This is a genomic window from Mycolicibacterium chlorophenolicum, from assembly GCF_001044235.1.
Classification (GTDB): domain Bacteria; phylum Actinomycetota; class Actinomycetes; order Mycobacteriales; family Mycobacteriaceae; genus Mycobacterium; species Mycobacterium chlorophenolicum.
Genome location: NZ_JYNL01000023.1, coordinates 215,148 through 228,460, shown reverse-complemented (window position 1 = coordinate 228,460; position 13,313 = coordinate 215,148). Strand labels below are relative to the sequence as shown.

The 13,313-nt window shown below is 69.8% G+C and carries 15 protein-coding genes; 9 read left to right on the top strand and 6 right to left on the bottom strand.

The window, feature by feature from the left end; all coding sequences use genetic code 11:
- Positions 1-69: 69 nt before the first annotated feature.
- The 5 genes from MCHLDSM_RS13255 to MCHLDSM_RS13235 are packed head-to-tail and all read left to right on the top strand — an operon-like array spanning position 70 to position 4,657.
- Positions 70-1,134, top strand: a complete 1,065-nt coding sequence (locus MCHLDSM_RS13255) for a glycosyltransferase family protein (protein WP_131722635.1) — start codon at positions 70-72, stop codon at positions 1,132-1,134.
- A complete protein-coding gene (locus tag MCHLDSM_RS13250; RefSeq protein WP_048470493.1) occupies positions 1,131-2,231 on the top strand; it encodes a glycosyltransferase in 1,101 nt (366 codons plus the stop codon). Before MCHLDSM_RS13255 ends, MCHLDSM_RS13250 begins: the two co-directional genes overlap by 4 nt.
- Positions 2,228-3,199 carry a glycosyltransferase gene (locus MCHLDSM_RS13245; protein WP_048470492.1) on the top strand — a complete coding sequence of 324 codons (972 nt, stop codon included), beginning with the start codon at positions 2,228-2,230 and terminating at the stop codon, positions 3,197-3,199. Before MCHLDSM_RS13250 ends, MCHLDSM_RS13245 begins: the two co-directional genes overlap by 4 nt.
- Positions 3,196-4,044, top strand: coding sequence for a glycosyltransferase family 2 protein (locus MCHLDSM_RS13240; protein ID WP_048470491.1), 849 nt, complete (start codon positions 3,196-3,198; stop codon positions 4,042-4,044). The genes MCHLDSM_RS13245 and MCHLDSM_RS13240 overlap by 4 nt, the downstream gene beginning before the upstream one ends.
- Positions 4,037-4,657, top strand: a complete 621-nt coding sequence (locus tag MCHLDSM_RS13235; RefSeq protein WP_234713966.1) for a class I SAM-dependent methyltransferase — start codon at positions 4,037-4,039, stop codon at positions 4,655-4,657. Before MCHLDSM_RS13240 ends, MCHLDSM_RS13235 begins: the two co-directional genes overlap by 8 nt.
- Here the strand turns inward: MCHLDSM_RS13235 and MCHLDSM_RS13230 are convergent.
- Positions 4,638-5,042 (bottom strand): VOC family protein, encoded by a 405-nt coding sequence (locus MCHLDSM_RS13230; RefSeq protein ID WP_048418938.1) that lies wholly within the window; start codon positions 5,040-5,042, stop codon positions 4,638-4,640. The genes MCHLDSM_RS13235 and MCHLDSM_RS13230 overlap by 20 nt on opposite strands.
- A gap of 22 nt (positions 5,043-5,064) precedes the next feature.
- Between MCHLDSM_RS13230 and MCHLDSM_RS13225 the strand changes: the two genes are divergently transcribed.
- From MCHLDSM_RS13225 to MCHLDSM_RS13215, 3 genes are all read left to right on the top strand, one after another.
- A complete protein-coding gene (locus tag MCHLDSM_RS13225; RefSeq protein WP_048470489.1) occupies positions 5,065-6,804 on the top strand; it encodes an N-acyl-D-amino-acid deacylase family protein in 1,740 nt (579 codons plus the stop codon).
- A 96-nt stretch (positions 6,805-6,900) separates the two neighbouring features.
- Complete coding sequence (locus MCHLDSM_RS13220; RefSeq protein WP_048470488.1) at positions 6,901-7,929, top strand: NAD-dependent epimerase/dehydratase family protein; 1,029 nt, start codon at positions 6,901-6,903, stop codon at positions 7,927-7,929.
- Positions 7,926-8,852 carry a TIGR03619 family F420-dependent LLM class oxidoreductase gene (locus MCHLDSM_RS13215; protein ID WP_048470487.1) on the top strand — a complete coding sequence of 309 codons (927 nt, stop codon included), beginning with the start codon at positions 7,926-7,928 and terminating at the stop codon, positions 8,850-8,852. Before MCHLDSM_RS13220 ends, MCHLDSM_RS13215 begins: the two co-directional genes overlap by 4 nt.
- Here the strand turns inward: MCHLDSM_RS13215 and MCHLDSM_RS13210 are convergent.
- From MCHLDSM_RS13210 to MCHLDSM_RS13200, 3 genes are read right to left on the bottom strand one after another with little or no spacing between them, the layout of a single operon-like run.
- Positions 8,844-9,659 carry an SDR family NAD(P)-dependent oxidoreductase gene (locus MCHLDSM_RS13210; protein ID WP_048470486.1) on the bottom strand — a complete coding sequence of 272 codons (816 nt, stop codon included), beginning with the start codon at positions 9,657-9,659 and terminating at the stop codon, positions 8,844-8,846. The two genes, MCHLDSM_RS13215 and MCHLDSM_RS13210, sit on opposite strands and share 9 nt — an antisense overlap.
- A 36-nt stretch (positions 9,660-9,695) precedes the next feature.
- Positions 9,696-10,088 carry a YybH family protein gene (locus MCHLDSM_RS13205; protein WP_048470485.1) on the bottom strand — a complete coding sequence of 131 codons (393 nt, stop codon included), beginning with the start codon at positions 10,086-10,088 and terminating at the stop codon, positions 9,696-9,698.
- The gene (locus MCHLDSM_RS13200; protein ID WP_048470687.1) at positions 10,085-10,819 is read right to left on the bottom strand and encodes an SDR family oxidoreductase; all 735 of its coding nucleotides are present in this window, start codon (positions 10,817-10,819) and stop codon (positions 10,085-10,087) included. Before MCHLDSM_RS13200 ends, MCHLDSM_RS13205 begins: the two co-directional genes overlap by 4 nt.
- 80 nt (positions 10,820-10,899) lie before the next feature.
- Here MCHLDSM_RS13200 and MCHLDSM_RS13195 point away from each other — a divergent pair, with 80 nt between their 5' ends.
- On the top strand, positions 10,900-11,349 hold the full coding sequence (locus MCHLDSM_RS13195) for a MarR family winged helix-turn-helix transcriptional regulator (RefSeq protein ID WP_053082974.1): 450 nt from the start codon (positions 10,900-10,902) through the stop codon (positions 11,347-11,349).
- A gap of 22 nt (positions 11,350-11,371) precedes the next feature.
- Here the strand turns inward: MCHLDSM_RS13195 and MCHLDSM_RS13190 are convergent, their stop codons facing one another.
- Positions 11,372-12,367 carry a zinc-binding alcohol dehydrogenase family protein gene (locus MCHLDSM_RS13190; protein WP_048470484.1) on the bottom strand — a complete coding sequence of 332 codons (996 nt, stop codon included), beginning with the start codon at positions 12,365-12,367 and terminating at the stop codon, positions 11,372-11,374.
- Between the two features lie 110 nt (positions 12,368-12,477).
- The gene (locus tag MCHLDSM_RS13185) at positions 12,478-13,311 is read right to left on the bottom strand and encodes an endonuclease domain-containing protein (protein ID WP_048470483.1); all 834 of its coding nucleotides are present in this window, start codon (positions 13,309-13,311) and stop codon (positions 12,478-12,480) included.
- Positions 13,312-13,313: the final 2 nt, after the last annotated feature.

The window sequence follows — 13,313 nt, the reverse complement described above, 5'->3', positions numbered from 1 at the left end:
ATACCTGTCCCGCACATTCGTCCAGACAGCGGCGAGATCAAACGTCGTTGCCGAAGGGATTGTGTGAATGTGATTCGTGTCGCCTCAGTTCCGGCTGCACACCCCTATGTCTCCGCGATCGTCGATCCCACGTTGATCGCGTTGCTGCCCGATCCGATTCCCCTCGACGCCACCGTGCCCGGCCAGTGGTGGCCGCCGCGATGGCTGGACCCCGACTATCTACTGAGTCACATCGACGACATCGATGTTCTGCACGTCCATTTCGGGTTCGAGGGCGTCGAGCACGACGACCTCGTCGCCGTCGCCGACGTGCTCGCCGCACACCGGGTTCCCCTCGTCGTCACCGTGCACGACCTGGTGAACCCCCACATGGACGACCAGTCGCACTATGTCGCGAAACTCGGCACGCTCGTGCGCCGGGCCGATGCGCTCACCACCCTCACCGCGGGGGCGGCCCGCCGGGTGGCCGATCGCTGGGACGCTGTCCCCGCGGTGCTGCCCCACCCTCATCTGTTGCCGATCGACCGCGTCGGCGTGCGCCGCACGCCCGCGTCCCGACCCCGGGTCGCGGTGCACGGGAAGTTCCTGCGGGCGAACATCGACCCGTGGCCCGTCGTCGACGCTCTCGTCGACAGTCACCTTGTGCCGGACTCGATCTCGCTTCGCGTCGACCTCGACGCGAACGCCTTGACGTCCCCGAGGGCCGACGCGCAACTCCCCGGCCGGCTCGCGGACTATCGGTCCCGCGGCGTCGACGTCCGGATACACCCGCCCTTCACCGACCACGAGCTGGTCGACTACCTGCACGAGATCGACATCCTGGTTCTGCCGTACCGTTTCGGAACGCACTCCGGCTGGATCGAGGCGTGCTTCGACAGCGGGGTGCTGCCCGTCGTCCCCGATTGTGGCCTGTTCCACGAGCAGTTGGCGTGCAACACCTTTGGTTACGGCACCGACCGCTTCGACGAGGCCGGCCTGCTCTGCGCCGTCGACCGCGCGGCCGCTGCGGTGCGGGCGCTGCCGGGCGGAGACGACCTCGATCGGCGACGGATGCGGGCGACCCAGCGCCGTGAGGTCCGCCGCGCGACCGCGCAGCTGTATCGGCGCCTGCTGGACACGGCGAGGATCGCATGAGCGCGCGGCCGCTTCGCATCGCCATGCTGGCGTCCTCGCGCTATCCGGTGCGGCAGCCGTTCGCCGGTGGCCTGGAAGCCTTCGTCTTCGAGCTCGCCCACGGCCTCACTACGGCCGGGCACAGCGTCACGGTGTTCGCCGCACCGGGGTCGGACATCGACGCTCCGTGGAATGTCATGCCGCTGCGCACCTTTCGGATGAGCGAGGAGACCCGTCGACTCGAACCCACGACACCAGAGTGGGTGGTGGAGGAGACCCACGCCTACCTGTCGGTGATGCTGGAACTGGCTCGCGCCGAACTGGGTTCGTTCGACATCATCCACAACCACAGCCTGCATTACCTGCCGCTGGCCATGGCCCACACCATCGACGCGCCGATGCTGACCACGCTGCACACACCGCCGTTGCCGTGGCTCGAGCAGGCGGTCGCCCTGCCCGGCGGGGTCGCCAGCAGCTTCGTCGCCGTCAGCGAATTCACCGCCCGCCAATGGGAACCGATCAACGGGCCGGTGCCGGTGATCCTCAACGGAGTCAACATGGCCTACCGGCCGGTGGGATCGGGCGGTGGGCGCTATGCGGTGTGGACGGGCCGGCTCGTCCCCGAGAAGGGGGTTACCTCGGCCATCGCTGCCGCCCGGAGGGCAGGCGTCCCACTGCGCATCGCGGGCCCGGTGGGCGACCGGGAGTACTTCGACACCGCCGTGCGTCCGCTGCTCGGCGCCGGCGCCGTCTACGAAGGTCACCTGCGCCGCGACGAGCTCAACGCCCTGGTGGGCGACGCTGCGGTGGCCCTGGTCACGCCGCACTGGGACGAACCGTACGGGCTGGTCGTCGCCGAGGCGCTGGCGGCGGGCACACCGGTCGCGGCGTTCGCGCGCGGCGGCATCCCCGAGATCGTCGACGACTCCTGCGGGCGGCTGGCCACGCCGGGAGACATCGACGGGCTGAGCCGGGCGATCAGAGAGGCGATGACGCTGCGCAGAGCCGACGCCCGCGGGCGCGCCGAGCGCCGCTGCTCGCACGAGGTGATGGTGCAGTGCTATCTCGACCACTACCGGCAGCTGATCTTCCCTCCGATGGAAGGGGTTTCGGCGTGATCGGGTACTACGTGCACCATCACGGCCGCGGCCACGCCGCCCGTGCCCGGTCGATCTGCGCACGGCTGGACGAGTCGGTGACGTTCTTCTCCTCCCTCCCCGAACCGGTGTCGATGCGCGCTCGAGACACCTGGGTCCAGCTGCCCCTCGACGTCCCCGCCGACGACGACGAACCGGTCGACGCCCAGTGCCGGGGCCGCATGCACTGGGCCCCTCTGCATGTCACGGGTCTGGCCCGGCGTGCCGCCGAACTGCTGCGGGTCGCGGCGGACGCCGGACTGCGCCGTCTGGTCGTCGATGTGTCGGTGGAGATCGCGACGCTGGGCCGGCTCGCGGGCATACCCGTCACCGTGATGGCGATGCCCGGCGAGCGCACCGATCCGGCGCACCGACTGGCCTACGACATCGCCGACCAGATCGTCGCACCCTGGTCGGCAGAGGTGTACCAACCCCCTTGGCTGCGTGACCATCTGGATCGGACGCACTTCGTCGGATCGATCAGCCAGTTCGAGGGCCGGCACGGTGCGACACCGTCCGCCGGCACCGGCGTGCTCCTCGGCGGCGCCGGGGGCGACGACCTGCCCGCGGACGCGCTGGAGCAACTGCGCGGCGCGCTGCCGCAGTACCGGTGGATCTGGCTGGGTGTGTCCTCTTGGGTCGACGACCCCTGGCCGATCCTCGCTTCGGCCGACGTCGTCGTCACCCACGCCGGCCAGAACGCCATCGCCGATGTCGCACTCACCGACGCCTCGGTGATCGTCATCCCGCAGCAGCGCCCGTTCGGGGAACAGGTCGCCACCGCCGGTGCGCTGGCCCGCGCCGGCCTCACCGTCGAGGTCGACCGCTGGCCCGCCCGCGAGGCGTGGCCGGCACTGCTCGCGCAGACACGGACGCTGGACCGGTCGAGGTGGTCACGGCTACAGGTGCAGGGAGCGGCCGCACGCGCCGCGGCGGTGATCGCCGCATGAGACCCGTCCACACGTCGGTGATCACCGTGGTGCACGGACGTCACGATCACTTCACCCGCCAGCAGGCCGGGTTCTCCACCTGCCGTCCCGCACCGGACGACCGCTGCGTGGTGGCCATCGACGACCCGGTGATCCGCACCGTGGCCGCCCCGGGCGTGCACGTCGTCGAGTGCGCGTCGACCTCCGCCGGCCTGCCGCTGGCACGGGGACGCAACCAGGGTGCGCACGAGGCGATCCGACGTGGCGCGGACCTGCTGATCTTCCTCGACGTCGACTGCATCCCCGGCCCCGCGCTGATCGACCGGTACGTCGACGCGCACCGACGCGTGGACGGCGACGCGCTGCTGTGCGGGCCGGTCACCTACCTGCCGCACGCCCCCGACGGCTATCCGCTCGACGGTCTCGAGTCCCTGACAGACCCGCATCCCGCCCGGCCGGCGCCACCGCCGGGCGTCCTGCAGACCGAGTCGAACCACGACCTGTTCTGGTCGCTGTCGTTCGCGGTCTCGGCGGCGGCGTGGCGGCGCCTCGGCGGATTCTGCGAGACCTACGCCGGCTACGGCGGCGAGGACACCGATTTCGCCACCGTCGCCGCAGCCAAGGGCGTTCCCCTCGTCTGGGTGGGCGGGGCGCACGCCTATCACCAGCACCACCCGATCTCCGATCCGCCGGTGGAACATCTCGGCGCGATCGTGGCGAACGCCCGCGTGTTCCGTCGACGATGGGGTCGGTGGCCGATGACGGGCTGGCTGGACGCGTTCGAACGCGACGGCCTGATCATCCGCGACGGCGACCGGATCGCCGTCGCGGCCCCAGTGACGAGGAGTGTGAGCACAGGTGCCTGATCCCATGGCCGGCTTCGACGAGCCCGTGCAGACGTGGCGGGACATCCCGGGCTGGTTCCAGTGGCGCTCCGGGCAGGAGGAGGCCGTCGAGCACTTCGGCAGCGGCGATCGCTTCGTCGAGGTGGGCTGCTACCTGGGTCGCAGTCTGTGCTCGCTGGCCGAGGTGGCTCGCGACCACGCGCTCGACGTCGCGATCATCGGCGTGGACACCGCGCGCGGGAGCGGCCCCGAGGGCAGGGGCGGCACGGACGCGCACGGTCCCGCGGTGGCGCACGGCGGCGGGACGCTCGCGGGGCTGCTGCACCGCAACGTACTGGCGTGCGGTTTCGCCGACCGGATCCAGCTCCTGCTCAGCGACTCGGTAGCGGCGGCCGCGCTGTTCGCCGACGAGTCGCTGGCGTGGGTTCACCTCGACGCCCGACACGACTACGACAGTGTGCGCGCGGACATCGCGGCCTGGCTGCCGAAGGTGCGCCCGGGCGGCTGGCTGTCCGGTGACGACTACGACGAGTGGCAGTGGCCCGGGGTCGTGCAGGCGGTCGCAGACAGCCTCGACGGCGCCGACGCGTGGTCGAAGGGCCAGTGGCGGTGGCTCAAACCGGCGGACCGGTGACCGCCGGACCGCCGCCGTGGAACACGGCCTCGACGTTGTTGCCTTCCGGATCGCGCACGAACGCGCCGTAGTAGTTCGGGTGGTACTCCGGCCACAGCCGCGGCGCGTGCAGCGGCTCGACGCCGAGCGCGAGCGCGGTGCGGTAGAACGCCTGCACTGATTCGGCGTCTTTCGCGACGAACGCGATGTGCGTCTCGCGGTTGGGTCCGGCCACCTGGCCGGCGGACGCGTCCGCGATCCAGAACGCGGGATGGCCGTCGGCGCCGTATCCGATGGCGACCTCCATGTCCATCTGCCGCGTGTACCCGAGCACGCCGAGGACCTTGTCGTAGAACGTCTTCGACTCGTCCCAGTTCGAGCAGTTGATTCCGAAGTGGTCGATCACGCCCTCACCGTACATTCGGGGGATGACCCATGACCTGATCATTCGCGGCGGCACCGTGGTCGACGGCCTGGGCGGCGAACCCTTCGTCGCCGACGTGGCCGTCAGCGACGGCGTGGTGGTCGCCGTCGGCGACGTCAGCGAGACCGCTGCACGGGAGATCGACGGGACCGGCCTGCTCGTCACCCCCGGTTTCGTCGACCTGCACACCCACTACGACGGCCAGGCGATCTGGTCGGACCGGTTGACCCCGTCCTCGGCGCACGGCGTCACCACGGCGGTGATGGGCAACTGCGGCGTCGGCTTCGCGCCCTGCCGCCCGTCGGACCACGACGTCCTGGTCGACGTGATGGCCGGCGTCGAGGACATCCCCGGTGTGGTGATGGTCGACGGGCTGCCCTGGCACTGGGAGACGTTCCCGGAGTTCCTGGACGCCGTCGACGCCCGACGTCGCGACATCGACGTGGCCGCCTTCCTGCCGCATTCCCCGCTGCGGGTCTACGTGATGGGACAGCGCGGTGTCGACCGGGAGCCCGCCACCGCCGAAGACCTGGCGATGATGCGGAAGCTGGCCGCCGAGGCGGTCCAGGCCGGGGCGCTGGGATTCGCGTCGTCGCGGCTCACGCTGCACAAGTCCGAGAGCGGCCACCCGATCCCCAGCTACGACGCCGGCTATGCGGAGATCGAGGCGATCGCGCGCGGCGTCGACGACGCAGGCGGCGGCCTGATCCAGTTCGTGCCCGACCTGATGGCCGGGGACTACGAGCCGGCGCTGCGCACGGTCTTCGACGTGGCCGCCGACGTCGGGCTGCCGGTGACGTTCACGCTGGCGATCGGCAACGCCGGGGATCCGTTCTTCCTCGACGCGCTGCGGATGGTCGAGAAGGCCAACAAGAACGTCGGGGTCGGCGGTCCTCAAGTAACCGCTCAGATCTTCCCGCGCCCCATCGGGCTGGTGCTCGGCCTCGACCTGTCGGGCAATCCCTTCGTGATGTACCCGTCCTACCAGGCGCTCGCGGACCTGCCACTGGCCGAACGGGTGGCCGAGATGCGCAAACCCGAAGTGCGGGAACGCATCCTGACCGACACCCCGGCCTCCGACGGGCATCCGCTGATGTTCGCCGCGCAGGCGTGGAACTACATGTTCCCGCTCGGTGATCCGCCGAATTACGAACCGTCACCGTCGGATTCGATCGGTGCGAGGGCGCGGGCCCGCGGCGTGAGCCCGGCCGAGGAGGCCTACGACCGCCTGCTCGACGACGACGGGCACGCGATGCTCCTCGTCACGTTGGCCAACTTCCGCGACGGTTCGCTGGACACCGTCGCGGAGCTGATCCACCGCGACGACGTGGTGCTGGGTCTCGGCGACGGCGGGGCGCACTACGGGATGATCTGCGACGCAAGCTTTCCCACCTACATGCTGACGCACTGGGTCCGCGACAGGCCGACCGGCCGGCTGACGGTGGCGGAGGCGGTGCGCGAGCTGACCTCGGTGCCGGCGAAGGTGGCAGGGCTGGCCGACCGCGGCCGGATCGCGGTGGGCTACAAGGCCGACCTGAACGTCATCGACGCGGCGGCGCTGCGGTTGCATCGGCCGGTCGTGGTCAACGACCTGCCTGCGGGCGGGCGCCGGTTGGACCAGTCCGCCGACGGCTACGTCGCCACCATCGTCTCGGGCGAGGTGATCGCCGAGAACGGTGCGCCGACGCAGGCCCGGCCCGGGAAGCTGATCAGGGGTCGCCGCCCGGCGCCCCGGCCTGCGTAGTACGTCTAGTTGAAACAGCAAGCGTAGTAACGGTTCTGTCGCCAAGGCTGCTCGAAAAACGGGATTCGCGCAGCACTGCGGTTCTACACTCGAGCCGTGAAGGTGCTCGTCACCGGCGGCACGGGCTTCACCGGTTCTCACACGGCGGCCGCACTGGCCGCTGCGGGGCATCAGGTCCGGCTCATGGTGCGCGACCCGGCCAAAGTCGGGCAGGTCTTTCCTCTGCGCGGTTACTCTCCCGACGATGTCGTCGCCGCCGACATGACCGACGGTGACGCTGTCGAGGCCGCGTTCGACGGTTGCCACGGTGTGATCCACACCGCTGCAGTGGTCGATCTGCGGCGACGGTCGGCTCGTGCCGTCGAAGAGGCGAACACCCGCGGGGTGGAGATCGTCGTCGGCGGCGCAGTGCGGCGCGGGATACCGAGCATCGTCCACGTCTCGTCTCTGTCGGTGTTCCTCGTCCGTAACGGTCCCCCGATGTCGGCGTCGTCGCCCATCGTCGACGGCGCATCGGCCTACGCCCGGTCGAAGGCCGCCGCAGAACGGTATGTTCGCGGGTTGCAGGACGCCGGCGCACCCGTGGGCGTCTGCTATCCCGCCGGCATCATAGGCCCCGACGACCCCGGCTTGAGTGCCATGACCGCCGGACTGAAGTCCTTCATGACGTCAGTCTTCGTGCTGACCTCAGGCGGAATGCAGATCGTCGATGTGCGGGACCTCGCCGCCCTGCTTGTCACCCTGCTCGAGTTGCCGCCCGGCCCGCACCGCTACGTAGCGGCCTCGCCGATGCTGTCATGGTCGCTGCTCTACGACCTCTGCTGCACCCTGACCGGGACACATCCGCGCCGCATGCGGGTCCCGGGGGCCGTACTGCGGGCAGCGGGCAGCGTCGGCGACGTGGTGAAACGGCTGTACGACTTCGACTTTCCCCTCACTCGCGAGGGCATGGACGTCACCACCGGATGGCCCGGTGCCGACGCCTCGGCCACCACCCGCGAACTGGGCATCACGTTTCGCGACCCCGCCGAAACGCTACGCGACACTCTGAGGTGGCTTTTTGTCGCGGGCCACCTCACCGCCGATCAGGCGGGCACTCTTGCCCAGGAGGCGATGAGTCCATGAAGTTCTGCTTCAACATGCCCCACTCCATGGAGCTCAAAGCCCTTGTGCAGCAGTGGGAATACGACGTCACCGGAGCCGACCAGGCGCGGATGGCCCGCTGCGCAGAGGAACTGGGCTACGACATGATCGCGGTGCCGGAGCACTTCCTGGTGCCCGACAGCCACGTCGCGCTCAGCGGTCCGCACTACTTCCACTCGACGGTCGCGCAGTCGTTCCTCGCCGGCGCGACCACGCGGATCCCGATCAACTCGTGCGTCACGCTGCTACCCCTGCAGCATCCCGTCGTGCTGGCCAAGGCGTTGGCGACCGCGGACTGGATGAGCGGCGGTCGCATCATGGTGACCTTCGGCGTCGGTTGGGATCCCGAGGAATTCCGACTGCTCGGCGTCGACTTCCACAAGCGCGGCGAGATCGCCGACGAGTACCTCGCAGCGATCATCGAGCTGTGGACAAGTGACTCGCCGCGCTTCGAGGGCACGCACGTCCGCTTCAGCGACGCAGCGTTCGCGCCCAAACCGGTCCAGCGCCCGCATATTCCGATCTGGATCGGCGGCGACGCCGATGCGCCGTTGCGGCGCGCCGCGCGCTTCGCGTCCGGGTGGATCCCGTTCCTGACACCACTGAAGCAGATCCCCGCGAGGATCGACTACATCAAGTCCCAGCCGACGTTCGGCGGCCGACCCTTCGAAGTCTGCTACGGACTGGGCACCTCGCTGATCGGTGAGGGGCATGTCGTGATCGATGACCCCGATCAGCGTCCGGGGATGGGCACCGAGGAACTCATCGACGCGGTCGGCCGGCTCAGCGACCTCGGCGTGACCATGACTTCGGTGCCCATCCCCGCCGTCGGAGGCGTGGACGCTTATCTCGACTACGCGCAGTGGGTGATGGAGGACGTCAAGCCCCACGTGTCGTCAGTGTGAGCGACGCAGCGCGGGGTGCTGGCTCTTGAGCAACGGCAGCAGCAGCGTGCGGGGCAGCAACTCGAAGATCTTCGTGCTGATCTTGTTCGGCACGCCGGGGATCACACCGCCGCGATCGTGGGCCAGCGCCTCGATGCCCTCCCGGGCCACCTCGCGGGACGGCACCCACATGAACTTCGGGAACGCGTCGGCGAACGTCCGCTCGTCCATGCCGGCGACCTGGAGGAACTCGGTGCGCACCGGGCCCGGATGCAGCGCGGCGACGGTGACGCCGGTGCCGGCGAGTTCGCCGCGCAGCCCGTCGGTGTAGGACCGGACGAACGCCTTGGTCGCCGCGTAGCCCGCCTGCCCGGGGAACGGCTGGAAGCCCGCGGTGGAGCCGACGTTGAGGATCGCGCCGCGGCCGCGGGGCACCATCTGCTGCACCGCCCGCGTGGTCAGGTCGATCAGCGCCTCGACGTTGACGCGGACCTGGGCCACCTCGGCTTCGGGCGTCGAGCCCACGACCGGTCCGATGGTGCCGACGCCCGCGTTGTTGACGAGGATGTCGACGGTCAGGCCGCGCCGCTCGATCTCGGGGAACAGCCCGGCGCGCGCAGCGGGATCGGCGACGTCACAACCGATCACCTCGACGCGCACCGATCCGGACAGTTCGTCAGCGAGTGCGCGCAAGCGCTCTTCGCGGCGGGCGACGAGCGTGACGCCGTGCCCGCGCTCGACGAGTTCCCGCGCAAGGTCGGCGCCGATGCCCGACGAGGCTCCAGTGACGACCGCGGTGGACGGGGCTGAGGGTTCAGGGAGGGCCATGCGTCCATCCAACCGCGACCGGCATTCGCCCAGCCGCTAGGTCTGCTCGGTGTTCTGCCCGGCACGGATGCGCAGGCCGTCCGCCGTCGATTCGATCAGGAACGTGATGACACCCTGGCGCTCCGGGACGTGCGAACCGTCGGGGTGCTCGTGTGCCGCAATCGTCCACAGCCCGTGGCAGACGAGCAGACCGTGGCCGAGATCGTCCACCGTCACGTCGCGCCATGTCGTCGTGCCCGCCGCCAGGAGACCGTCGAACGCCCGGATGTGGCCGTCGCGGATCGCGGGCCGCCCCCGCAACCAGTGGCCGCGGAAGTCGACGAAGTCCGCGTCCTCGGTGAACAGCGACGCCAGCGCGGAGGCGTCGCGCCGGTTGAGGGCCTCGGCGAAGGAGCCGATGAGCGCCCGCGCCTGCTCGGCCGTCGTCACAGCACGCCGCCGTTGACCCGGATCAGCTGCCCGTTGACCCATCCACCCTCGTCGCTGGCGAGGAAGGCGAACGCCTCGGCGACCTCCTGGGGTTGTCCGAGCCGCGCGAGCGGCGTCTCGGCGATCAGTCGCTCCCGCAGGGCGTCGGAGGCGACCAGACCGTCGGTCTGCGTCACGCCCGGAGAGACCACGTTGACGGTGATGCGGCGGGGACCGAGTTCCTTGGCCAGGGCGAACGCGATGCGTTCTGCGGCGGCCTTGGATGCCGCGTAGAGGCCGCCGCCGGCGTGCGGAGCCTCCGTCGCACCGGACGACGTGTGCAGGATCCGACCCCCCTCACGGACCCTGCGGGCCGCCTCGCTCAACACGTAGAGCGCGCCACGCAGATTGATAGCGAGGACCCGGTCGACGTCATCGTCGGTGATCTCGGCGACCGGTTTCTCGATGAAGTCGCCGGCCACGTTCACGACGATGTCGACGCCTCCGAACGCCTCGTCCGCGGCATCGAAGAGACGCACGACATCGTCGCGACGGGCGACCGAACCCTGGACGGCCACCGCGGCGCCGCCGGACGCCTCGATCGCTTCGACGACTTCCTGCGCCTTCCCGGCGTTCCCGTGATAGTTGACCACCACCGACGCGCCGCGCCGTCCGAGAGTCAGGGCCACCGCCCGGCCGATCCCACGACTGGCTGCGGTCACGATCGCGACCTTGCCGATCACACCTGCCATGGCCGTCACGATACCCACAGATACTCACTCATGCTGATCGTTTGTGATACTGAGGATCACGCGGGCGATAGGGTGCTGCGATGGCGACGGCACATCCCGCGGATCCAGTCATCGACCGGCCCGAGACGGCGCTGGGCTTCCTGCTCAACCAGGCCGCCGTCATCGTGCGGGATCGCACCGCGGCCGCGCTCGCCCCGCTGAACCTGCATCCCCGCGTCTTCGGGGTGCTCCTGCTCATCGGCCACCAGCCCGGTGTCACACAGACCGAGGCCAGCCAACGGCTCCGTATCGACCGCACGACGATGAGCCAACTCGTCACCGACCTGTCGGACCGGAAGCTCATCAAGCAGGCGGTGTCCCCCGACGATCGACGCAACCGCCGTCTGCAGCTCACCGCTCAGGGCAGCCGAACACTGCGCCGTGCCGCCGCCCTGGCCGAACAGGTCGAGCACGACGTCACCGCCGGCCTGTCCCGCGCCGACACCGCCGCGCTGAAATCCACGCTCGCTCAACTGCTGCAGAGCCTCTGACTGCACCGCAAGCCCACGCCGCTCAGCGAGTGACGACGACCTTGCCCGTCATCCGGCCCGACTCGACATCGCGATGCGCCTCGATCAGACCGGCCGCCGAGAAGTCGTTGATCGTCGTGGTGACCGTGGTGCGCAGTGTTCCCTGATCGACCAGCTCTGCGGTGCGGGCCAGGAGCCGCTGCTGCTCGATCATGTCCGGCGTCTCGAACATCGCCCGGGTGAACATCAGCTCCCAATGCCAGGCGATGCTCTTGGCCTTCAGCCCGACCAGTTCGAGGCCCTCGGGTTCGTCGATCGCGGTGATGTGGCCGAACGGTCGGACGATCGCCTCGTAGTCGTCGATGTTGCCCGCAGAGTGCGGTGAGAACAGGTACTCGACGCCACCGGGCACCGCGGCGAGTGTCTCATCGCGCAGATGATGGTGGTTCACCACGAGGTCGGCGCCCATCTGCTGCGCCCACTTCCGGGACTCGTCGCGGCTCGCCGTGGCGATCACCCGCACGCCCGTCAGCGCCTTCGCCAACTGGATCATGATCGAGCCCACGCCGCCGGCGCCGCCGAGCACCAGCAGGTCGCCCGTCGACTCCGAGGTCAACCCGAAGCGGTCGAATAGCGACTCCCAGGCGGTGATCGTGGTCAGCGGCAGCGCCGCCGCGTCCGCGAACGACAGCGATTGCGGCTTGCGCGACACGATCCGCTCGTCGACCGCCTGCAGCTCGGCGTTGCTGCCGGGCCGGGTGATGTCGCCGGCGTACCAGACCTCGTCGCCGACCGACAGCGTCGTCACGTCCGGCCCGACCGCCTCGACCACGCCGGCCGCGTCGTACCCGAGGATCTTCGGCCGGCCCGACTTCGTCAGTGCGGCGCGTTGTTTCACGTCCACCGGATTCACCGACACCGCGTGCACACGCACCAGCACGTCACGCGGACGCAGTTCGGGGACGTCGACGGTGACGTCGCGCAGGCTGTCGTCGAGGGAGTCGGCCGCGAAGGCCCCGATCGCCGTCATCGTGGTCATGTCAGAGGTGAACCCACCGGCGCGGCCATTTCATCCACGCGGCTGCGCCGAGTGTGGGTCCTGTGCACGCTTTTCCGCCCGAATCTGTGCACAGGACCCACAGTCGTGATTCAGACGGGGCACCCTGCAGCGCGGAGTCGCGACCGGATCCGCTCGAGCACGACGTCGGGTCGGTCCAGCATCTCGGCGCTCACGCGGATCACCACCCATCCCGCCTCTTCCAACAGTGCGATGCGGTCGATGTCCCAGGAGCGCTGCCGGCGATCGGTCCAGTGCTGGGCGCCGTCGTACTCGACGGCGACCTTCCAGTCACGCCATCCCATGTCGACCCGGATCCGCAGATCCCGGAACTCGATCTGCGTCTCGGGCCGGGGCAGCCCACCGCGGACCACGATCAGCCGGAGCCGGGTCTCCTGCGGCGACTCGGCACCGCCGTCCACGAGGCCCAGAATCCGCCGCAGCCTCGCCGCGCCCCGAACGCCCGGGTGGGCATCTGCGACGGCGAGCACCTCGGCGACGCTGACCCGTGTCGCGTTCATCAGCGCGTCCACCATCGGAATCGCGCGACGCTCCGGAAGCGTTCGGCCGAGGTCGAACGCCGTGCGGGCCGGTGTGGTCGTGTCCACGCCACCCCTGAGGCACACCTCGTCGGGCGCAACACTCCAGGTGTGGACCGTGATGCCTGGCGGCGCATGGCGATCGGCGCGCAGTATCTGGACCGGAGTCGAGGGATCGATCCACTTCGTGCCGAGTACCGCCGCGGCCGACACACCGCACAATGGCGCGCCGGTGGCGAGCCACGCGGCCTGCGCGCGGATCTGAGCCGTCAGTTCGACGTCGTTTGGTACATAGACATCGCGATACAGCGCCCGGTGACCGCGGGCGAGCCCCCGACGACTCAACAGACCGCGGCGCACTGCGGCGCTGCCGAGAAATGGTTCCATGG